A 20,309-nucleotide genomic window follows, 5' to 3' on the forward strand; every position below is an offset into this window, starting at 1 on the left:
GGTATAAATAACTAACCGAATGAAAATCAAGAGTAAAATTTCACCGAGTGAACCATTTCAAATGGACTTTTATTTGTGAAACATTGAACAAATAGTGAATATTTTGTGAAATGGTGAGCATGAATCGTTCGGCATGTAAAAGTAAGGGAGGATGTAAGGCTGTGAGTGAGCTGTTTTTAGCAAGATTTCAATTTGCTTCAACGACATTATTTCATTTTATTTTTGTTCCTATGTCAATAGGTTTGGTGTTTATCGTCGCATTGATGCAGACCCTTTATGTCGTCAAGAAAAAAGACATCTATAAAAAGATGGCGAAGTTTTGGGGTCACCTGTTCTTACTTAACTTTGCAGTAGGTGTGGTAACAGGGATTCTGCAGGAATTCCAGTTTGGGATGAACTGGTCAGATTATTCAAGGTTTGTCGGTGATGTCTTTGGTGCACCGCTTGCCATTGAAGCACTTTTGGCCTTTTTCCTTGAATCTACATTTATTGGACTTTGGATATTCGGCTGGGATCGTCTGCCGAAGAAGATTCATTTATTGTGCATTTGGCTTGTTTCCCTTGGTACGATCTTTTCGGCGTTTTGGATTTTACTCGCCAACTCATTTATGCAGGAGCCAGTTGGATTTGCCATTAAAAATGGCCGTGCAGAAATGAATGATTTTGGCGCTCTTGTGACGAACCCGCAGCTTTGGGTTGAGTTCCCGCACGTTCTGTTTGGTGCGCTGGCAACAGGAGCTTTCTTTATTGCAGGAGTTAGTGCCTATAAAATGATCAAAAAACAAGAAATTGCCTTTTTCAAAAAATCATTCCAGATTGCAATGGTCCTCGCTTTAATTTCTGGTTTAGGTGTGGCGTTCTCTGGACATGATCAAGCGAAGCATTTAATGAAATCACAGCCAATGAAGATGGCAGCAAGTGAAGCCCTTTGGAAGGATAGTGGAGATCCAGCGGCTTGGACACTTTTTGCCAACATTGACACAGATAAAAAAGAAAACTCTGCGGAGATCAATATTCCGTTTGCCTTAAGTTATTTGGCTTATCAGAAGTTCAGTGGAGATGTTCCGGGCATGCTGACACTTCAAAAAGAATATGAAGCCAAGTTTGGCCCTGGAGACTACATTCCACCAGTGAAAACAACATTCTGGAGCTTTAGGATCATGGTCGGTGCCGGCATGCTGATGATTTTTGCTAGTATGATTGGCTTATACTTAAGCTTTAGAAAGAAACTTGAAACAAACAAATGGTATTTACGCTTCATGGTATGGATGATTGCGTTCCCGTTTATTGCGAACTCAGCCGGCTGGATCATGACTGAGATCGGGCGTCAGCCGTGGACCGTCTTTGGTATGATGACGACGGCTCAATCGATTTCACCGAACGTATCGTATGGCATGCTGTTATTCTCAGTCATTAGCTTTACGGCGATGTATCTGATTCTTGCTATTGTGCTCGCCTACTTATTCATTCGAGAAATTAAAAAAGGTGCACATTCTGAAGAAGATACAGATCAAAAGGATGAAACGGACCTGTCTACAGATCCATTTGATGGAGGCGCATATCATGGCATATCTTAACGAGATTTGGTTTATTCTTGTCGCAGTATTGTTTGTTGGTTTTTTCTTCTTAGAAGGATTTGATTTTGGTGTCGGGATGTCCATGCAGCTGCTTGGAAAGGACGCGCACGAGCGCCGCATTTTAATCAATACGATTGGTCCTTTCTGGGATGCGAATGAGGTCTGGCTGATTACAGCTGGCGGTGCTATTTTCGCTGCATTTCCTCACTGGTATGCCACGATGTTCAGCGGATACTATATTCCGTTTGCGGTTCTTCTCTTAGCGCTCATTGGGCGCGGGGTCGCCTTTGAATTCCGAGGGAAGGTTGAGAAAGCCTCTTGGATTAAGGCGTGGGACTGGGTGATCTTCTTTGGCAGTCTGCTTCCGCCGTTTTTGCTCGGTGTGTTATTCACGAGTATTTTACGCGGGATGCCAATTGATCAAGACATGAACATGTACGCTGGATTTACGGACTTTGTGAATCTTTACTCTGTGATCGGCGGGTTAGCTGTGACGGTTCTTTGCCTGCTGCATGGCTTGATTTTTGTCACACTTCGTACAGAGGGTGACTTAAGAGATCGTGCAAGAACACTGGGCCAGCGTGTCCTGCTCATTGCCCTCCCTGTTCTTGTTATATTTGTCGGTGTGTCCATCATTGAAACAGACATTTATACCGTACGCCCGATCATCACCATTCCGTTAACTGTGCTGATTGTGGTTTGTTATATAGCTGCCCTTGTTTTGATGAGAAAAGAACGTGATGGCTGGACATTCTTATTCACAGGGACAGGCATCATGGTGACGGTGGCCATGCTGTTCACTGCATTGTTCCCGCGCGTCATGATTAGTTCAATCAGCCATTCGTTTGATCTCACAATTCAAAACGCTGCATCTGGATCTTATTCACTGACGGTCATGACGATTGTTGCCGTTTCTTTGCTGCCCTTTGTGCTTGGGTATCAAATTTGGAGCTATTACGTCTTCCGTAAACGTGTAAGCGGTAAGGAGCCAATGACCTACTAATGGATAAACGTTTGCTTCAATTAAAAGGAATGAGAGGGCTCCTTGCCCTCTTAGGTATTGTGTCACTCATCCAAGGAGCAAGTATTATTTTCCAAGCACAGTGGCTGGCACATGCCATTACAACGCTGTTTGACGGGAAAAGCCTCTCGCAGGCAACGCCTTACGTCATGCTGTTTCTTGCTGCCTTTGTTGTGCGGCACGGTCTCACCTTGATTCGGGAGAAGGTCATGTTTACCTACTCTTCCCGAATTGGAGCAGACGTCAGAAAGCAGCTGCTAGACCAACTCTTTCGATTAGGGCCTGCCTTTGTAAAGAAAAAAGGGACAGGAAAGCTTGTCACATTAGCAATGGAAGGAATTGCTCAATACCGTCAGTATTTACAGCTGTTTTTGCCGAAAATGGTGAACATGGCAGTGATTCCGGCGATGGTCCTTATCTATGTGTGGACATTAGATGAAACATCAGCCGTCATTTTAATTGTGACGCTGCCAATTTTAATTATTTTTATGATTTTGCTAGGCCTTGTTGCTCAGCGTAAAGCGGCCAAACAATGGAGATCGTATGAGAAATTATCCAATCATTTTACTGACTCTCTCCGCGGCCTTGAGACGCTTCGTTACTTAGGGATCAGCAAAAAACACTCCCGTAATATTGCGGAGGTGTCAAAGCGATATCGAAAAGCGACCATGAGTACGCTGAAGGTCGCCTTTCTGTCATCGTTTGCCCTCGATTTCTTTTCCATGCTATCGATTGCAACCGTCGCTGTTTTTCTTGGCTTACGTTTAATTGAAGGAGAGCTTCTGTTATTGCCGGCTTTGACGGCGCTTATGCTGGCACCGGAGTATTTCCTGCCGGTACGTGAAGTGGGAAATGATTATCATGCGACGTTAAATGGAAAAGAAGCGAATGAAGCGATGCAGGTCATTTTAGAAGAAAAAGGCTTCCGCGCTCAGGAGACACAATCTGTGCAGCTGAAAAAGTGGGATGAACAATCCGTGCTCACGCTGCAAGATGTTTGTGTTCAGCATGATGAACATGCCCCTTATTCCATTCAGGATGTAGATCTCACTGTCAAAGGGAAGAAAAAAATCGGCATCATTGGTGCCAGTGGTTCAGGGAAATCGACATTAACCGATGTCCTCGGCGGCTTTGTTGAACCGTCTTCAGGTCAAATTACGCTAAACGGCCAGCCGCTTGTTCATTTACAGATGAACGAATGGCAAAAGGAAGTTGTCTATATGCCGCAGCATCCCTATTTATTTCACATGACATTAAGAGAAAACATTCGTTTTTATGAACCGAATGCTACAGACGAAGAAGTGGAAAGAGCTGTGCATGAGGCTGGCTTATCTCAGCTGGTTACGCAGCTGCCAAATGGACTGGATGAGGTCATTGGAGAACAGGGAAGAGAGCTAAGCGGCGGACAGGCGCAAAGAATTGCGCTTGCTCGAACTGTGCTGGGCCAGCGATCCATTATGCTGTTAGATGAACCAACGGCGCATCTCGATATTGAAACAGAGTATGAACTGAAGAAAACAATGCTTCCACTGTTTGAACATAAACTTGTGTTCTTAGCGACACACAGGCTCCATTGGATGCCGGACATGGATGAAATCATTGTCATGGATCAAGGAACCGTCGCAGAAATGGGGACACATGAATCATTAATGCAAAGAAAAGGCGTGTATTATCAATTGGTACAGGAGCAAATGGGGGCGGTCACACATGGTCAGTAAAGGCTGGTTTATACCTTATATCAAGGAGAATCAAAAGCTGTTTGCCTTGGTTTTATTTTTAGGAGCCATTGCGGTATTCTCTGCTTCTATGCTGATGTACACGTCTGGATTTCTCATTTCAAAAGCTGCGACAAGACCTGAGAATATACTCATGGTCTACGTCCCAATCGTGGCTGTACGTACCTTTGGTATTTCGCGCTCTGCTGCCCGCTACGCAGAAAGGCTGGCAAGTCATCAGCTCATTTTGACAATGATTGAAAAAATGCGTGTACGCCTCTATGACATGGCTGAACGAAGTGCCAAACAGACAAAGCTGGGGACAGGTGAAATGCTTGGTCTCTTGTCAGATGATGTGGAGAGATTGCAGGACGCTTATTTAAAAACCATCTTTCCATCTATCGGTGCACTGCTTTTATATGCCGCATCCATTGGAGCACTTGGCCTTTTCTCATGGCCTTTTGCTGGACTGATGCTGCTTTATATGGCACTTCTCGTATTCGTTTTCCCATACGTCACAGTGCTTGTGAACCGGGCAAGACAAATTCAAATGAAAAAAGGCAGAAATGAACTGTACAGCCATTTAACAGATGCAGTCATGGGCGTTAGTGACTGGCTGTTCAGCGGCAGGCAGAAAGATTTTGTGGATGGATATGAACAGAAAGAAGCACAGCTGTTCGCGCTTGAAGCAGCCAAACACCGATTTATCCGTGTGCGTCAATTTTTGGCACAGCTCTTGATTGGAGGAGCTGTCGTGCTTGTTGTGTATTGGAGCGGCTCGGTCGTTCAGTCAGGATCCATGTCACACACACTGATTGCAGCCTTTGTACTTGTGCTGTTTCCATTAACAGAAGCCTTTCTTCCGCTGTCAGATGCGGCAGGTGATATTCCCGTCTACCAGCATGCTGTCAGCAGATTGCATCATTATGAAAAGCAGTCATATGAAGGAGAAGCTGAGAGCAAGGCAGTGGATCAATCAGCCCTTTCTCACGATGAAGCTGTCTGTTTTGATCAAGTGTCCTTTCGGTATGACACGCATCAATATGTCCTTCAAGACCTGTCCTTTTCTCTGAAGCAAGGGGAATCACTCGCGCTTTTAGGAAAAAGCGGTGCAGGCAAATCGACCATTTTAAAATTGTTAGAAGGGGCAGTCGTTCCAAATCAAGGAGCGGTCAGCATTCAAGGGAAATCGGTTCAAAGCATTCAAGAGAAGGTGTCTGCCTATGTGTCTGTGCTCAATCAACAGCCTTATTTATTTGATACGTCTGTTTTAAACAATATTCGTTTAGGATCTCCAGAGGCGACAGAAGAGCAGGTGAAAGAAGCAGCTAGACAAGTGCAGCTGCATGATTACATTGAGTCTTTGCCAGAAGGTTATCACACAGGTGTTCAGGAGACAGGGGTTCGATTTTCAGGTGGAGAAAGACAGCGTATGGCGTTAGCTCGGATATTGCTTCAGGACACGCCGGTAGTTGTATTAGATGAACCGACCGTCGGGCTTGATCCGCGGACAGAGCGTGAATTGCTTGAAACCATCTTCCGTGTGTTAAAAGGGAAAACAGTTATTTGGATTACCCATCACCTGACTGGCTGTGAGGCATGTGACCGCATCATGTTTATTGAAGACGGGCGCATTGAGATGCAGGGTCAGCATCAGGATTTACTAAAAGAAAACACGCGTTATCAAAAGTTGTATGAAATGGATCGTCCATTTTCTACTATATAAATGAATGACATGACAAGAACGTTCGGACAGGAAATCTCTGCCCGAACGTTTTGTGTTTAAGGGTTTACTTTCCCAACACCTGCATTTGATATCACTTCTGATTTCACATTGTTCACGTTAAGCAAAGAGTAGTTATAAGGAGGGTTATACGTACCTGTTGAAGACGTAGGCAGACTGCCTGTGCTGTTAATATACGAGTTGTTGATGACATGCCATGTACCAACTTGACGGCTGTCCCAGCTTCCGATCGCATTTTTGGTGTTTTCAAATACGTTGTGTTCAATTCTCATCTTCGCGCCCATACGCGAGTTAATCGCTGTTGTGAGGATGTCTTTGTAATAGTTGTTATAGACATGTCCTTCCCCGAAGCGCATAGACGGTACACGAGAGTTCAGGTTTTCAAAGCGGTTGTTATGGAATGTAATTTTTCGATTGTAGTTATCGTTATCTGAGCTGCCCATGAGCATTGTTTTCCAGCTGTCATGTACATAGTTCCACGAGAAGGTAATGTAGTCAGAGTCATTTTTTACATCAAATAAACCATCGTAGTCATCCTTCCCGGAATTCAATGTATTGTACAGTTCATTATGATCAACCCATATGTTTTTAGCACCGCCTTCAATCCCGATGGCATCTTTGTCACCGATTTTGCTGTGGTGGATTTTCAAGTTGCGGATGATGATATTATTGGCACGCCATACTTTAATGCCAATCCCATTCAATTCGCCGTTCGTCCCTTTACCGACGATCGAGACATTATTCGTATCTTTCACATCGATTTTATTGGCTGATGTGTTAGAAGGGGTAATCGTCCCGTCGACAACAATTTTTAATTTTTCGTTTGTTCCTTTATTTTTGAGGGCAGCCAATAGTTCATTTCCAGTTTTGACTGTGACGGTTTTACCGCCTTCACCGCCTGTTGTGCCGCCATTTAATGTGGAGAAGCCTTGTTGATTAAAGTTGGCCATAATAGAAGGGCTTTCTGGATATTTGGCTGCTGCCTTTGCCTCCCCGTTTGGTGCAAATAACGAAGTGACGAGGCCAACAGCTAATACACCGGCTAACATTGGAATTTTTCTCTTCAAAGTCAACATCTCCATTCTATTTTATTTTAATGAAAACGTTTCCAAAATAAGCTGTGATTCAACCAATCCTCCTTCCTTCACAAGCATTGCTTCTTTCGGAATGTAGGATGAGCATAGCATGCAAAAAGGTATCATCGGCTAAGGATAGGCGCAGCGTATTCCATGATTTTCTAGGAAGCTAAGCCAATGATTATTTCATTTTCATCTTCATGAGATAAGGACCATTGTCGATAGGTATGAGGATGACATCTTGATTATGGAGAGGAGGCTCTCCGTTTCGTAGAAAATCAAGATGATTACGAACGCATCATTTTGTTAGAGAAGAAGGAATGCCATAATCATTACATAAGAAAAAATTGGATATAAAACGAGAATCATAGAAGATATGCTAAAAAATAAGGTCCATTTTAAACGATATTGTCATCCGTGTCGTCTCATGAGTAAGAGAAGAAAAGGAAGGAGGGGTGTGTTTGGAGCAGACAGAAGAGACATTATTGATTCAGCGGGCAAAACAGGGAGATGATGCCGCGTTTACAGCCCTTTATCGGCATCATTATTCCTTTCTTTACCGATATATGTTGAAGCTCACCCTTCAACAAGAGCTAGCAGAGGAAATCATGCAAGAAACGATGCTGAAAGCGTATATGAAACTTTCTTCATTTAGAGGAGATGCCTTATTTTCAACCTGGCTCATTTCGATTGCATCTAGGCAATTTTTAGATCACCAGAAGAAAAGAAAACGTGAACAAATGAGAGAAGGAAAAGCGAATCAGGAAGCCATACGCCGCTTTAAATGGGACGTTCAGCAAAAGGGGAACACATGGCATGACATGTGGGATGCTTTAAATGAATTAAAGGCTCAGGAGAGAGCCCCGATTATTCTCCACTATTATTATGGATTTACCTACCCAGAAATAGCTTTAATGCTCGGAATGAGAGAAGGCACTGTGAAATCGAGGGTCCATCATGGATTAAAGAAAATTCGAAAGGAGTGGGATTTATGAAGGAAGATCGTTTGACCGAACGTTTAAAAGAAGAGCTTAAGCAGCTAGACGAACAAATTGAAGTGGAAAAGCCAAGTGAGCTGGCTGTCATGATGATGCTGAAACAGGCGAAGGAACAAGAGAAAAGGCGTTTTAAACAAGAAGTGCTGGCATACATTCTGATCAGTTTGACCATTCTGGCACTCTTTGCAGCTGCCATTACCCATCTGCCTATCATCTTCATTCTTCTCCAAATAGTGAGCGTCCCCATCTGCTTTGTTGTTGGCTACAAGGAATATCAACATATCAAAGGAGGGTCTTCCTTATGAGTCAGACGGAAATGATCATCTTATTGTGCGTCTTGCCGTTATTGTTTGCACAGGGCTTTCTTTTATTTATGGATGCAAAGAAAAGAGGGCGTTACAAGTGGTTCTGGGGCATTGTCGGTCTCATTAACTTTCCATCGTCTTCTATTTTGTATTGGCTTTGTGTCGTGTTACCTGATCGAAAAAGAGGCGGGAAGCCCCGAAAAGATTGAGTGCATCCGATCAAACTTTTGACCCTTTTTTCGTTGGAAAACGAGCTAGAAATTTATCATGATTCATGTATTTGTCAAAGAAAACGGGACGAGAAACATTCGCTTGTTCGTTTCTAGCACATTAGTCATTCCTTGAGCGCTTATTTTTAATGACAATCGCTGCGGCTGCTTGATCTATCTCAATTCGGCATCATTTTCATCTGTTATCAATATTGATCAGATTTTACAATTGGTGTTAAATTAGTCTCAATATGCGTTAGAAAATCTAACAATTAAATGTGTGAAGATATCTACAAGGAGGCAGATGCGACATGTTGACCTTAGATCGAGCAGCACAAACAGCACAAAGCTACATCCACCGTGTGTTAGAAGAGGTGGAAAAACGAAATCCCGGAGAAGAGGAATTCCAGCAAGCCGTAAAAGAAATTCTGGAATCACTCGTCCCAGTTTTTGCAAAGCATCCAGAGTATGAAAAACAAGGCATTTTAGAACGGCTCATTGAGCCTGAGCGGCTTGTGGTATTTCGAGTGCCATGGGTAGACGATGAGGGCAAAGTACAAGTCAATCGAGGATTTAGGGTTCAATTCAATAGTGCCATCGGTCCTTATAAAGGAGGCATTCGCTTTCATCCAACCGTCAATGCAAGCATTATCAAATTTTTAGGGTTTGAACAAATCTTTAAAAATGCACTGACTGGTATGCCGATTGGCGGAGGGAAAGGCGGATCGGATTTTGATCCTAAAGGGAAGTCTGATGGAGAAATCATGCGTTTCGTTCAAAGCTTTATGAGTGAACTCGGCCGATATATTGGACCTGATCAAGATGTGCCAGCAGGTGATATTGGTGTAGGAGCACGCGAAATTGGCTATATGTTCGGACAGTACAAGAAAATGCGCGGTGCTTATGAAGCGGGTGTACTCACGGGGAAAAGCCCTGGATTCGGAGGCAGCTTAGCGAGAAAAGAGGCAACAGGCTACGGACTGGTGTACTTCATGGAGGAAATGCTGAAAGCACATGGTCTTCAATTTGAAGGACGTTCCGTTGTTGTGTCGGGCTCAGGAAATGTGTCTATCTATGCAATGGAAAAGGTAATCGAATTAGGCGGTAAGGTTGTGGCTTGCAGTGATTCAAGCGGAGCGATTTATGATCCTCAAGGAATTTCGCTTGAGACCATCAAGCAGCTCAAGGAAGTCGAGAATCAGCGGATTGGGGCATACATAGACATTCACCCGCATGCTGAATTAATTGAAGATTGCGAACAAATTTGGTCCGTTCCTTGTGATATTGCGCTGCCATGTGCAACACAAAATGAAATATCAGAGGCGCATGCACAGCAGCTTGTGGCAAATGGTGTCATCGCTGTAGGAGAGGGAGCCAATATGCCATCCACTCTTAAGGCGGTCAAAGTATTTGAAGAGAATCGTATTTTGTTTGCGCCAGCAAAAGCGGCCAATGCTGGAGGAGTAGGTGTATCAGCACTGGAAATGGCACAAAACAGTGCAAGAATATCTTGGACATTTGAAGAAGTAGATGCTCAGCTGAAACAAATGATGCAGTCTATTTATCGTCAGTGTACAGAGACAGCAGACGAATATGGACACTCAGGGAACATCATGGTTGGAGCAAATATTGCAGGATTTCGTAAAGTGGCAGATGCCATGATCGCACAAGGCGTGATTTAACTCCTGCTCTCCCGCACCTGTTTATTTCATGACAAGATGGGGAATCGTCCTTTAAGAATGACAATAAGGAGGCGCGGGAGAAATGAAAAAATGGCTGAAACAAATTGTCAAATGGGCACCTGTGATTTATCCATTGGTGAGAAAAATATATAAAGAGCGAAAAGCATCTAAACGTCGTAACGCATCAGCCGGATAATCCGGCTTTTTTTTATGCAAACATACAGAGCCTGTGTTGTAAGAAAAAAATAATAGAATCGAATGATCTATTTTCTCCCTCTCTCCGTTAAGTACATAACAAACGGAAAGAGGAGGAAATAAAAAGATGAACATGAAGAAAGCAATGTTAACCATTCCACTGAGCGCAGCATTATTATTCCCAGCGGCTCATATCGCAAGTGCACACGAAGGACATATGCATGGGGAGGCGAAGAAGACGTCTTCGTCACAAGAGGTGTCAAATAAAGCCACAGATCTTCGAGCAGCACTAGATCAGCTGTTTTCAGAGCATGCCTATTTAGCAGTGATCACGATGCAAAAAGGAATTGACGGCAGTAAAGACTTCAATCAAGCAGCGGCGGCTTTAAATGAAAACACGAATGACTTATCAGATGCAATTGCCTCTGTGTATGGAAAAAAAGCAGGCAAACAATTCAAGGACATTTGGTCAAGTCATATCGGCTACTTTGTTGACTATGTACAAGCCACAGCGAAAAAAGACGAAGCAGGTAAAAAGAAAGCGATGAAGCAGCTTGATCAATATCGAATGAAACAAGCCGATATGCTCGATCAAGCAACAGACGGCAGACTGAAAGCAAGTGAGCTTGAAGAAGGCTTGAAGATGCATGTGAATGAACTGCTAAAAGCGTTTGACAGCTATACTGAAAAGGATTTTGATACGACCTATGAAACGGTTAGAAAATCCATTCATCATATGTTTGAGGTAGGAAAAGGCGTGTCATGGGCCATCACAGATCAATTTCCTGGGAAATTTGATCAAAAGTCAGTGGATACACCAGCAGCGGATCTTCGTGAAGATTTAAACTACTTGTTTTCAGAGCATTTGGCACTCGCGGTAGTTGCCATGCAAAAAGGAAATGATGGCAGCAAGGACTTTGAGCAGGCTGCAGCGGCTTTAAATGAAAACACAAATGATTTATCTGCTGCGATTGCATCTGTTTATGGTAAGGATGCAGGCAAACAATTCAAAGACATTTGGTCAAGCCATATCGGCTATTTAGTTGATTATGTCAAAGCGGATGCATCAGGGGATCAACAAGCAAAAGAAAAGGCTGTCAAAGATTTAGATGCGTATCGAATGAAGCAAGCGAAATTCCTAGATCAAGCGACAGATGGACGTTTAAAGGCAGCTGATCTTGAGGCTGGTTTGAAAACACATATTGATGAGCTGATCAAAACATATACGTCTTACCATAATGGCGAATATGATCAGCTTTATCCGACAGTGAGAGAGGCTTATGGTCATATGTTCATGGTTGGTCAGGATGTCGCAGCAGCGATTGTTGATCAGCATCCTGAGCTGTTCAAATCCAACATGCCTAATGAAATGCCGAAAACAGGCATGGGAGGCACAGCAGGTCCTTTAGGCATGTCCTATGAAGCATTTGCGGGAATGATCGCAAGTTTAATCCTAGCAGGCGGTGCAGCCGGTGCATTTTTCCTCATTCGCCGTAAGGCATCAAATTCTAACTCATAAAGACAGGTGGGAACGTGCACAATCGTGCCGTTCCTTTCTTCAAAAGGAGGCCGGCTTAGATGAAGAATTGGCTGCTCAGTATTCTTTCGCTTCTCATCATCACAGGCTGTTCATCACAGTCAATGGACGAATCCTCATCCTCAAAAAACATACAAGTTACTAAGGAAATGACCACACATCAAGCTGAGAAAAAGAACCACTCACACGATACATTAAAAGACGAGCCGTCTGGCATTGTACCAGCTGAAATCGCCATTCCCGCGATTGATGTCAAAGCAAAAGTGGAGAAAACAACTTTATCAAAGGATGGCAGTATGGGTGTCCCTCAGGAAACAGACAACACGGCTTGGTTTGAAGATGGTCCAAAGCCGGGAGATAAAGGGAATGCCGTCATGAACGGCCATGTAGATAATAAATGGGGTCCATCGGTTTTTTATCGATTAAAGGAGCTAAAAAAGGGAGACAAGGTGATCGTCACGTCTTCATCAGGAAAAAAGCGAACCTTTGAAGTCATAAAAGTAAGAGGCTATCCGCGTGAAGAGAAGCCTAATGCGTTTTTTGGATATGCCTTTACACGGAATCTCAATTTAATCACTTGTACAGGGACATTTGATCATGCAGCAGGTACGCATGAAAAAAGATTGGTTGTCTTTACCCAGCTGATCTCTTCATAAAGAAGGAGGGTACACGATGGTGTACGCCTTTTTTTCGTGGTTTTCGCAAGTATCTTTCAAAAAGATTCATAGGACATTAGATATGGTTAGTTGTATAAATAGGGGCATTTGTCATATATATGAGTTGGCAATTTTTATTTCTTTTCAGTAGAATATGAGTAATGAAGAGAACTGCAAGCGTATACAACCTGTCCAGACAAGGCAGATTCTCCACCCCTACATAAGGAGGCCGATCTGATGCTGAGTAAAAGACTGGCGCACATCTTAAGTCAGCTCATGGCAGCTGAGACCCCGCTCACAAGCGCTGCACTTTCTGCCAGTTTACAAGTGACAAGCCGCACCATTCGTACAGACATCAAAGAACTGAACGACCGTCTTGCCCCTTATCAAGCAGCTGTAACAGCTGTTAGAGGAGCCGGCTATGAGCTGTTGATCAACGATGAGAATGCCTTTCGCCGTTTTATGAAGGAGGAGGTCGAGCAGGAAGAGCCGCTTGCTGTGCTGCCAGAGGAGCGTGTTCGGTTTATTTTAAAAAGGCTTCTTTTGGCAGAATCCTATGTAAAGCTGGAGGATTTACAAGAGCAGCTGTTTATTAGTAAATCAACGATGAGCAACGATGTGAAATCAGTCAAACGTAAGCTGGAGCCCTTTGATCTGAAGCTGGAAGCGAAGCCAGGCAAAGGCTGCCGAATCAAGGGATCAGAGATGAAAATCCGTTATTGTATGTCAGAATATTTATTCAATGAACGTCGTTCTTATCAAACGATGCTGAACACAGCTGTTACCATTTTGCCAAAGCATGAACTCGAATTGATTCAGAAAACAATGATCAATTATATCAATGAGGAAGGTATGAATCTATCAGACATTTGCATGAATAATTTAATCGTTCATGTCGCCATTGCCTGCAAACGAATTAGACACGGAAACTATGTATCTGTTCTTCCAGAGGAAATCAGCGAAATTCCCCGGGCAAAGGAATATAAGGTCGCTAAAAAAATGGTGGAGCGTCTTGAAGGGCTGCTGGATGTCTCATTTCCACAAGAGGAAATCGTCTATATCACCATTCATTTACTAGGAACAGCCAAAATGGTACAGTCCTTTTCCTCGAGCGGTCAAAAACAAATAGTAGATGATGACACGAGCCGGCTTGTACAGCTCATGCTGAAGGCTATTGATCAAAAACTGCAGCTTGATTTAGCCGGTGATACGGAACTAATGATTGGATTGAGTCTGCACTTAAAGCCTGCCATCAACCGATGTAAATATGGAATGAACTTAAGAAATCCGATGCTTGATGAAATAAAAGCGGGGTATCCCCTTGCTTTTGAAGCGGGGATTATCGCCAGCAGGGTCCTTGAAGAAGAGGAAGGGCTGAGTATTCATGAGAACGAAATTGGATATATGGCGCTTCATTTTGGTGCGGCTTTAGAGCGGAGGAAAATGGAGATCCCGCCGAAGCGGTGTCTCATTGTCTGTGCGTCTGGTGCAGGGAGTGCAAGGCTGCTGCAGGATCGTTTGCGGTCACAATTTGGATCAAAGCTGACCATTTTAGGAACAGCAGAGCTATATTCGCTTCCGCATGTCTCTTTGCATGCCTTGGATTTGATTATTACAACGATCCCAATTCATATGGATTTACCGGTTCCAGTCATTCAAGTGAACACCATTTTGGGAGGCGGTGATTTTTTAAAAATTGAAGAAGCCCTGACGAGTGAAACAAGGGTGACATTGGCCTCTCAATATATGAAAAAGGAATTGGTTTTTACAAAACGCGCCTTTCAAACAAAGGAAGAGGTCATCACCTTTTTAACGCAAAAAGTCATCGATATGGGCTTAGCGCCAGCTGAACTCACACCATCTGTCATGGAAAGAGAAGAGGCTGCCCCTACCTCTTTCGGACATTATACAGCGATCCCGCACCCGATGACGCCGCTGACAGATGAGACGTTTTGGGCGATATGTACATTAGAAAAACCAATCATTTGGGGAGAGAAAAAGGTTCAATTTGTCTGCCTGCTTTGTGTCGAAAAAGAGAATGCCAAAGATTTAAAAGGCATGTACCGCCTGCTGGGGGAGCTTGTGCATAATGTGAAATTCATTCAGCATCTGATCGCCTGTGATACATTTGAAGACATGCTTGATATCATGTATAAAAAGGCTCCATCGTACAAGAACTAACTGTGTGATACTAACTTTTTCCGCTTCCTAAAGGAAAAAGTATGGGTGTTTATGAAAGCGGTTTCATAATATGATGAATGTGTAAAGAATAGCTTCACACTTTGAAAAGGGGGCGTTTACACATGAACATCTTATTGGTTTGCGCAGCAGGTATGTCTACAAGCTTACTTGTCACAAAAATGGAGAAAAGCGCACAAGAACAAGGAAAAGAATATCGTATTTGGGCAGTATCAGGAGATTCTGCGAAAAATCATATTGATCAAGCCGATGTGCTTTTATTAGGACCTCAGGTTCGATATTTATTACCGCAAATGAAAAAGCTCGGAGAAGAAAAAGGAATCCCAGTAGACGTGATTAATACTGTGCATTATGGCGTATGTAATGGCGCTGAGGTTTTAAAATCTGCTGAACAGTTAGTGAACGGATAAAGGGGGCGGAGGGGATGAATGGATTCAACCGATTTCTAGAAGAGAAGGTCATGCCGTTTGCAGGGAAGATTGCCGCTCAAAGACATTTACAAGCATTGCGTGACGGAATTGTTTTAACCATGCCTCTCATTATTGTCGGTTCACTGTTTCTCATTTTAGCCAACCTTCCGATCCCAGGATACAGCGATTTTATGGCAAGTATCTTCGGAGCAGAATGGGCCACGAAACTATCCTATCCTGTGAATGCAACCTTTGACATTATGGCACTTGTTGCGACCTTCGGGATTGCTTACAGGCTTGCTGAAAAGTATGCCGTTGATGCGCTATCATCTGGTGCGATCGCTGTTGCGGCTTTCCTTTTGGCTACACCATATCAAGTACCTTTCACACCTGAAGGCTCAACAGAAGCTATCCTAGTAGGCGGGGGAATTCCTGTCACACTGATGGGCAGTAAAGGTTTATTCGTTGCCATGATTATTGCCATGCTTTCAACCGAAATTTACCGCATCATTGTACAGCGGAACATTGTGATCAAAATGCCTGATGGTGTACCGCCAGCAGTCAGTAAATCGTTTATTGCACTTATTCCAGGTTTTGTGGTCATCACCCTGATCTGGGTCGCTAGACTTGTGATTGAGATGACACCTTTTGAGAGTATTCATAATATCATCACGGTCTTAATTGGCACACCGCTATCGATTCTTGGTGGCAGCTTAGGCGGCAGTATCGTTGCGATGGGTGTGCAAATGCTCCTTTGGGCATGTGGTATTCACGGAGCAACCATTGTCGGCGGCGTCATGGGGCCAATTTGGCTCGGTGCAATGGATGAGAACCGTCTTGCATTCCAAGCAGGAGAAGTACTGCCGAATATTTTCACAGCGCAGTTCTTTGAAATCTTCATCAACGTCGGCGGAAGCGGAGCAACGCTTGCTTTGGTGCTGACCATGATCTTACGCGCCAGAAGTAAACAAATGAAACAGCTTGGCCGCCTTGCCATTGGGCCAGCCATCTTTAACATCAACGAACCGATCATTTTTGGAATGCCGATTGTCATGAACCCAATGCTCCTCATTCCGTTTATCCTTACGCCAATCATGATGATCATCACCACATATATCGGAATGAGCACAGGGCTTGTGGCAAAACCAGCCGGGATCGCTGTCCCATGGACCATGCCGCCAATCATTTCAGGCTATCTCGCCACAGGAGGCAAAATCTCTGGTGCTGTCATGCAGCTGATTAACCTTGCGCTGTCATTTGCTCTATACTACCCATTCTTTAGAATGTGGGATAAGCAGAAATTGAAAGAAGAAAGTGAGCTAGAAACAAAAGCATCAACTGATGAAAATGTCGTCAGCATGTAATAGAGGGAACAAGGGGGATGCGGCCGATGGAAATGGAACAAATTGTGTTTCAACTCATCCTGCACGGCGGAAATGGCAGAAGCTCCGCGATGGAGGCCATTACATGTGCAAAACAAGGAAACTTTGATGAGGCGAAGCAAAAATTGCAGGACGCACAAGACGCGTTAAATGAGGCGCATCACGCACAGACAGAGCTGATCCAAGGAGAAATCAGGGGCGAAAAGACGGATATTAGCCTCTTAATGATTCATGCGCAGGATCATCTCATGAACGCAATGACCGTCAAGGAGCTCGCAGCAGAAATCATCGAACTCCATGAAAAAATGAAGCAACTCGGAGGTGTCAATTCATGAAAGAAGGAATCAAAATTGTCACAATAGGCGGTGGATCGAGCTATACGCCTGAGCTCGTCGAAGGGTTTATTAAACGATATCATGAATTACCTGTAAAGGAATTATGGCTTGTGGATATTAAAGCGGGTCAGGAAAAGTTAAACATCGTGGGCGCTCTGGCGAAACGTATGGTTGAAAAAGCGGGTCTGCCGATTGAGGTACATCTGACTCTTGACCGCCGGGAAGCCTTGAAGGACGCAGATTTTGTGACGACACAATTTCGTGTAGGACTGCTGGAAGCACGGGCAAAGGATGAGAGAATACCGCTTAAATACGGCGTCATCGGTCAGGAAACGAACGGACCAGGCGGTTTATTTAAAGGCCTTCGGACCATCCCAGTCATTCTAGACATTGTGAAGGATATGGAAGAGCTTTGCCCAGACGCATGGCTTGTGAACTTTACAAATCCAGCCGGCATGGTCACAGAAGCTGTTTTACGCTACACGAATCTAAAAAAAGTGGTCGGTCTATGCAATGTGCCGATTGGGATCAAAATGGGGATTGCCAAAGCGCTTGATGTAGACGTTGAACGCATCGAGGTACAGTTTGCCGGTCTCAATCACATGGTCTATGGATTAGACGTATATTTAGACGGGGTCAGTATTATGGATCAAGTGCTTGATGAATTAGGAAATCCAAACAGCCAGTGGTCCATGAAAAACATTGAAGCGAAAAACTGGGAGCCTTCTTTTGTGAAAGGATTAGGGGTCATCCCATGTCCGTATCACCGCTATTACTATAAAACGAAAGATATGCTGGAAGAAGAGCAAAAGGCGGCTCAAGAGAAAGGAACAAGAGCAGAGGTTGTACAGCAGGTCGAGCAGGAATTATTTGAGCTCTATAAAGATCCTGATTTGTCGATTAAACCACCACAGCTCGAAAAAAGAGGCGGGGCCTATTACAGCGATGCGGCCTGTAACTTAATCAGCTCCATCTATAATGATAAGCACGACATTCAACCAGTCAATACAGTGAACAGAGGGGCGATTGCCAGCATTCCGGCTGAATCAGCGGTTGAAGTAAACTGTATCATTACGAAGGACGGACCAAAACCAATCGCGATAGGTGATCTGCCTGTAGCTGTAAGAGGACTCGTTCAACAAATCAAATCATTCGAGCGTGTGGCAGCAGAAGCGGCTGTGACAGGAGATTACGAGACAGCTCTTGTGGCGATGACCATCAACCCGCTCGTCCCATCTGACGACATTGCAAAGCAAATTTTAGACGAAATGCTCGAAGCGCATCGTGAGCATTTACCGCAATTCTTCAAATCAGTCAAAGCTTAACACATAATGGCCCCTTCATGGGGTCATTTTTTATGATTGCCCCATATGGAAAATGGAGAAAGAAGTGTATGATTAGAAAAAACAGCATGTATGGCTTCAAAGAAAGGACTGTTGGAATATGGTTGCAATTGGTTTAATGTTTTACGGGTTTGTCGTACAGCCTGTCATGAGTTATGGTACAGTGATCTTGTTTTTGTATGGTCTTATTGCTTCATTTGTTGGCCTCATTCGGCATAAGGAATACGTGTGGATCTATGTTCTCCGCCTGCTCGTTTGTTTTACCATTCCGGTGACCAATCTGTTGATGTATTTTGCAACGATTGGAGGAGATGAAAGAAAATTTGATTTCCAGCCAATGCCGCTTGTTTATTATCTTGTCTTTATCCTGGAAATCATGATCATCTTTTTGCCAGAGATCTTTTTACTGATCGAAAAAAAGCGAAGCATCAAAAAGAAACAGTGGATATACACAGGGGCGATTGTTGGGGTGTCGGTCTTGTTTTGGTGCACGATTTGATGGGAAGCAGACGGGTCAACTAAGTCTATTTCGCCTTTTTTTCTGTAACTTCTTTCGTCTGACCTTCACAAAAGTAATGGAAAGAGCAAGGATAGAAATCCCAAGCGCCTTAAATAGAAACCGAGTGAGGAACGGTGAATCGTCGAAACCAGTGGCGACGATCATCGATCCGATGCAGATTCCAAAGAACGCTAGTAGATAAGTAAAAAACATACCATCACTCTCCTTATTCATGTGTATTTACCATTATAAGGGATGAAGGAGAGGTGGATAAACAAAAAAGAACCCTTCATGAATGAAAGGTTCTTTTATATGCTTATGCTTGCTTGACGACTGAGTCAACTTCAACTGTCCAGCCGAAGATGTCTGGCTGTGTCCCTTTTTGGATGCCAGTAATGGCTTCGTACAATTTCTTCGATACTTCGCCTGTTTGACCATTTTGGATCACATATGGCTGATCATGATAAATTAATTCTCCTACAGGAGAGATGACAGCTGCCGTTCCAGTCCCGAAAATTTCTTCAAGCTCGCCAGATTGATGTGCTTCAATTAACTCATCAATTGAAATTTTGCGCTCTGTTACTGGAATTCCCCAATGCTTTAACAGCTCAAGTACAGAGTTACGTGTGATGCCTTCTAAAATACTGCCGTTCAATTCAGGCGTCACGATTTCTCCGTTGATTTTAAAGAAGATATTCATGCTGCCGACTTCTTCAATGTACTTTTTCTCGACCCCATCAAGCCAAAGAACCTGTGAAAATCCTTTCGTTTCAGCAACCTGCTGTGCCTTAAGGCTTGAGGCGTAGTTTCCAGCTGTTTTGGCATTTCCTGTTCCACCCTTAACGGCACGGACAAACTCATTTTCAACTGCAATTTTGACCGGATGAATGCCTTCTTTATAGTATGATCCCACTGGAGATAAGATAATGAGCAGCTTATACGTGCTAGACGGTGCAACGCCTAAATATGGCTCAGTGGAAATAATGAATGGACGAATATACAAGGAAGTGCCCTCTGCATCAGGTACCCAATCCTTATCAATACGAATGAGTTCATTTAAGCCCTCTAATACTGTTTCTGTATCAATTTGCGGAATACACAGGCGGTCATTGGATCTGTTTAAGCGCTCCATGTTTTTTTCCGGACGGAATAAGAGAATTTTTTGATCCTCAGAAACATAAGCCTTCAAGCCTTCAAAAACAGATTGACCATAATGGTAGACCATCGAAGCTGGGTCCATTGGAATGGCCTGATAAGGGATAATTCTTGGATCGTACCAGCCTTTATCAACTGAATAATCCATCACAAACATGTGATCTGTGAAGATTTTTCCGAATTCAAGTTGATCAGATTGAGGTTTTGGTTTTTTTGTTGAACTAAGTTCAACGCGGATGGGTTGTTTTGGCATTGTAAATCTCCTTGCTGT

19 protein-coding genes are annotated in these 20,309 nt (G+C 43.6%); 17 read left to right on the forward strand and 2 right to left on the reverse strand.

The genetic code is table 11. The annotated features are described in order from the left end of the window. Positions 1 to 161 precede the first annotated feature (161 nt). From M1D84_RS01075 to cydC, 4 genes are read left to right on the forward strand one after another with little or no spacing between them, the layout of a single operon-like run. Positions 162 to 1,577, forward strand: a complete 1,416-nt coding sequence (locus M1D84_RS01075; protein ID WP_041087626.1) for a cytochrome ubiquinol oxidase subunit I — start codon at positions 162 to 164, stop codon at positions 1,575 to 1,577. After that, positions 1,564 to 2,580, forward strand: coding sequence for a cytochrome d ubiquinol oxidase subunit II (cydB, locus tag M1D84_RS01080; RefSeq protein WP_044334329.1), 1,017 nt, complete (start codon positions 1,564 to 1,566; stop codon positions 2,578 to 2,580). Before M1D84_RS01075 ends, cydB begins: the two co-directional genes overlap by 14 nt. Beyond that, positions 2,580 to 4,316 carry a thiol reductant ABC exporter subunit CydD gene (gene cydD / locus M1D84_RS01085; RefSeq protein ID WP_044334327.1) on the forward strand — a complete coding sequence of 579 codons (1,737 nt, stop codon included), beginning with the start codon at positions 2,580 to 2,582 and terminating at the stop codon, positions 4,314 to 4,316. Before cydB ends, cydD begins: the two co-directional genes overlap by 1 nt. Next, positions 4,306 to 6,039, forward strand: coding sequence for a thiol reductant ABC exporter subunit CydC (gene cydC / locus M1D84_RS01090; RefSeq protein ID WP_044334325.1), 1,734 nt, complete (start codon positions 4,306 to 4,308; stop codon positions 6,037 to 6,039). Before cydD ends, cydC begins: the two co-directional genes overlap by 11 nt. 56 nt (positions 6,040 to 6,095) lie before the next feature. Here the strand turns inward: cydC and M1D84_RS01095 are convergent, their stop codons facing one another. Beyond that, positions 6,096 to 7,106 carry a pectate lyase family protein gene (locus M1D84_RS01095; RefSeq protein WP_420867272.1) on the reverse strand — a complete coding sequence of 337 codons (1,011 nt, stop codon included), beginning with the start codon at positions 7,104 to 7,106 and terminating at the stop codon, positions 6,096 to 6,098. 488 nt (positions 7,107 to 7,594) lie between these two features. Here M1D84_RS01095 and sigY point away from each other — a divergent pair, with 488 nt between their 5' ends. The 13 genes from sigY to M1D84_RS01160 all read left to right on the forward strand — a co-directional run bounded on the left by sigY (position 7,595) and on the right by M1D84_RS01160 (position 18,883). After that, positions 7,595 to 8,128 carry an RNA polymerase sigma factor SigY gene (gene sigY, locus M1D84_RS01100; RefSeq protein ID WP_024427501.1) on the forward strand — a complete coding sequence of 178 codons (534 nt, stop codon included), beginning with the start codon at positions 7,595 to 7,597 and terminating at the stop codon, positions 8,126 to 8,128. Beyond that, complete coding sequence (locus M1D84_RS01105) at positions 8,125 to 8,436, forward strand: YxlC family protein (protein ID WP_024427500.1); 312 nt, start codon at positions 8,125 to 8,127, stop codon at positions 8,434 to 8,436. Before sigY ends, M1D84_RS01105 begins: the two co-directional genes overlap by 4 nt. Next, positions 8,433 to 8,645 carry a hypothetical protein gene (locus M1D84_RS01110; protein WP_024423874.1) on the forward strand — a complete coding sequence of 71 codons (213 nt, stop codon included), beginning with the start codon at positions 8,433 to 8,435 and terminating at the stop codon, positions 8,643 to 8,645. The genes M1D84_RS01105 and M1D84_RS01110 overlap by 4 nt, the downstream gene beginning before the upstream one ends. Before the next feature lie 311 nt (positions 8,646 to 8,956). Next, the gene (gene gdhA / locus M1D84_RS01115; RefSeq protein WP_024423873.1) at positions 8,957 to 10,327 is read left to right on the forward strand and encodes an NADP-specific glutamate dehydrogenase; all 1,371 of its coding nucleotides are present in this window, start codon (positions 8,957 to 8,959) and stop codon (positions 10,325 to 10,327) included. Positions 10,328 to 10,409: 82 nt separating this feature from the next. Next, on the forward strand, positions 10,410 to 10,523 hold the full coding sequence (locus tag M1D84_RS01120) for a hypothetical protein (RefSeq protein WP_235356871.1): 114 nt from the start codon (positions 10,410 to 10,412) through the stop codon (positions 10,521 to 10,523). A 126-nt stretch (positions 10,524 to 10,649) separates the two neighbouring features. Continuing rightward, positions 10,650 to 12,041, forward strand: coding sequence for a hypothetical protein (locus tag M1D84_RS01125; RefSeq protein ID WP_024423872.1), 1,392 nt, complete (start codon positions 10,650 to 10,652; stop codon positions 12,039 to 12,041). Positions 12,042 to 12,100: 59 nt separating this feature from the next. Continuing rightward, positions 12,101 to 12,715 (forward strand): class F sortase, encoded by a 615-nt coding sequence (locus M1D84_RS01130; protein WP_024423871.1) that lies wholly within the window; start codon positions 12,101 to 12,103, stop codon positions 12,713 to 12,715. Positions 12,716 to 12,952: 237 nt separating this feature from the next. Beyond that, positions 12,953 to 14,896 carry a BglG family transcription antiterminator gene (locus M1D84_RS01135; protein ID WP_172880380.1) on the forward strand — a complete coding sequence of 648 codons (1,944 nt, stop codon included), beginning with the start codon at positions 12,953 to 12,955 and terminating at the stop codon, positions 14,894 to 14,896. A gap of 122 nt (positions 14,897 to 15,018) precedes the next feature. Then, positions 15,019 to 15,324 carry a PTS sugar transporter subunit IIB gene (locus tag M1D84_RS01140; protein ID WP_024423869.1) on the forward strand — a complete coding sequence of 102 codons (306 nt, stop codon included), beginning with the start codon at positions 15,019 to 15,021 and terminating at the stop codon, positions 15,322 to 15,324. 14 nt (positions 15,325 to 15,338) lie between these two features. After that, positions 15,339 to 16,688: a PTS cellobiose transporter subunit IIC gene (celB, locus tag M1D84_RS01145; protein ID WP_151039678.1), complete on the forward strand. Its 1,350-nt coding sequence runs from the start codon at positions 15,339 to 15,341 to the stop codon at positions 16,686 to 16,688. A gap of 26 nt (positions 16,689 to 16,714) precedes the next feature. Then, positions 16,715 to 17,041: a PTS lactose/cellobiose transporter subunit IIA gene (locus M1D84_RS01150; RefSeq protein WP_024427495.1), complete on the forward strand. Its 327-nt coding sequence runs from the start codon at positions 16,715 to 16,717 to the stop codon at positions 17,039 to 17,041. Then, positions 17,038 to 18,366 carry a 6-phospho-beta-glucosidase gene (locus M1D84_RS01155; protein WP_151039680.1) on the forward strand — a complete coding sequence of 443 codons (1,329 nt, stop codon included), beginning with the start codon at positions 17,038 to 17,040 and terminating at the stop codon, positions 18,364 to 18,366. The genes M1D84_RS01150 and M1D84_RS01155 overlap by 4 nt, the downstream gene beginning before the upstream one ends. A 118-nt stretch (positions 18,367 to 18,484) precedes the next feature. Further along, the gene (locus tag M1D84_RS01160) at positions 18,485 to 18,883 is read left to right on the forward strand and encodes a hypothetical protein (RefSeq protein ID WP_151039681.1); all 399 of its coding nucleotides are present in this window, start codon (positions 18,485 to 18,487) and stop codon (positions 18,881 to 18,883) included. 316 nt (positions 18,884 to 19,199) lie between these two features. Here the strand turns inward: M1D84_RS01160 and M1D84_RS01165 are convergent, their stop codons facing one another. Then, complete coding sequence (locus M1D84_RS01165; protein WP_024426445.1) at positions 19,200 to 20,291, reverse strand: branched-chain amino acid aminotransferase; 1,092 nt, start codon at positions 20,289 to 20,291, stop codon at positions 19,200 to 19,202. Positions 20,292 to 20,309 lie beyond the last annotated feature (18 nt).

The sequence above is a fragment of the Bacillus sp. PK5-006 genome (assembly GCF_054161415.1).

What these genes read in the sequence shown, in the direction of transcription:
- cydB (WP_044334329.1), top strand. Translation starts at nt 1,564, where the DNA reads ATGGCATATCTTAACGAGATTTGGTTTATTCTTGTCGCAGTATTGTTT.
- cydD (WP_044334327.1), top strand. Translation starts at nt 2,580, where the DNA reads ATGGATAAACGTTTGCTTCAATTAAAAGGAATGAGAGGGCTCCTTGCC.
- cydC (WP_044334325.1), top strand. Translation starts at nt 4,306, where the DNA reads ATGGTCAGTAAAGGCTGGTTTATACCTTATATCAAGGAGAATCAAAAG.
- M1D84_RS01095 (WP_420867272.1), bottom strand. Translation starts at nt 7,106, where the DNA reads ATGTTAGCCGGTGTATTAGCTGTTGGCCTCGTCACTTCGTTATTTGCA.
- M1D84_RS01105 (WP_024427500.1), top strand. Translation starts at nt 8,125, where the DNA reads ATGAAGGAAGATCGTTTGACCGAACGTTTAAAAGAAGAGCTTAAGCAG.
- M1D84_RS01110 (WP_024423874.1), top strand. Translation starts at nt 8,433, where the DNA reads ATGAGTCAGACGGAAATGATCATCTTATTGTGCGTCTTGCCGTTATTG.
- gdhA (WP_024423873.1), top strand. Translation starts at nt 8,957, where the DNA reads ATGTTGACCTTAGATCGAGCAGCACAAACAGCACAAAGCTACATCCAC.
- M1D84_RS01120 (WP_235356871.1), top strand. Translation starts at nt 10,410, where the DNA reads ATGAAAAAATGGCTGAAACAAATTGTCAAATGGGCACCTGTGATTTAT.
- M1D84_RS01125 (WP_024423872.1), top strand. Translation starts at nt 10,650, where the DNA reads ATGAACATGAAGAAAGCAATGTTAACCATTCCACTGAGCGCAGCATTA.
- M1D84_RS01130 (WP_024423871.1), top strand. Translation starts at nt 12,101, where the DNA reads ATGAAGAATTGGCTGCTCAGTATTCTTTCGCTTCTCATCATCACAGGC.
- M1D84_RS01135 (WP_172880380.1), top strand. Translation starts at nt 12,953, where the DNA reads ATGCTGAGTAAAAGACTGGCGCACATCTTAAGTCAGCTCATGGCAGCT.
- M1D84_RS01140 (WP_024423869.1), top strand. Translation starts at nt 15,019, where the DNA reads ATGAACATCTTATTGGTTTGCGCAGCAGGTATGTCTACAAGCTTACTT.
- celB (WP_151039678.1), top strand. Translation starts at nt 15,339, where the DNA reads ATGAATGGATTCAACCGATTTCTAGAAGAGAAGGTCATGCCGTTTGCA.
- M1D84_RS01150 (WP_024427495.1), top strand. Translation starts at nt 16,715, where the DNA reads ATGGAAATGGAACAAATTGTGTTTCAACTCATCCTGCACGGCGGAAAT.
- M1D84_RS01155 (WP_151039680.1), top strand. Translation starts at nt 17,038, where the DNA reads ATGAAAGAAGGAATCAAAATTGTCACAATAGGCGGTGGATCGAGCTAT.
- M1D84_RS01160 (WP_151039681.1), top strand. Translation starts at nt 18,485, where the DNA reads ATGGTTGCAATTGGTTTAATGTTTTACGGGTTTGTCGTACAGCCTGTC.
- M1D84_RS01165 (WP_024426445.1), bottom strand. Translation starts at nt 20,291, where the DNA reads ATGCCAAAACAACCCATCCGCGTTGAACTTAGTTCAACAAAAAAACCA.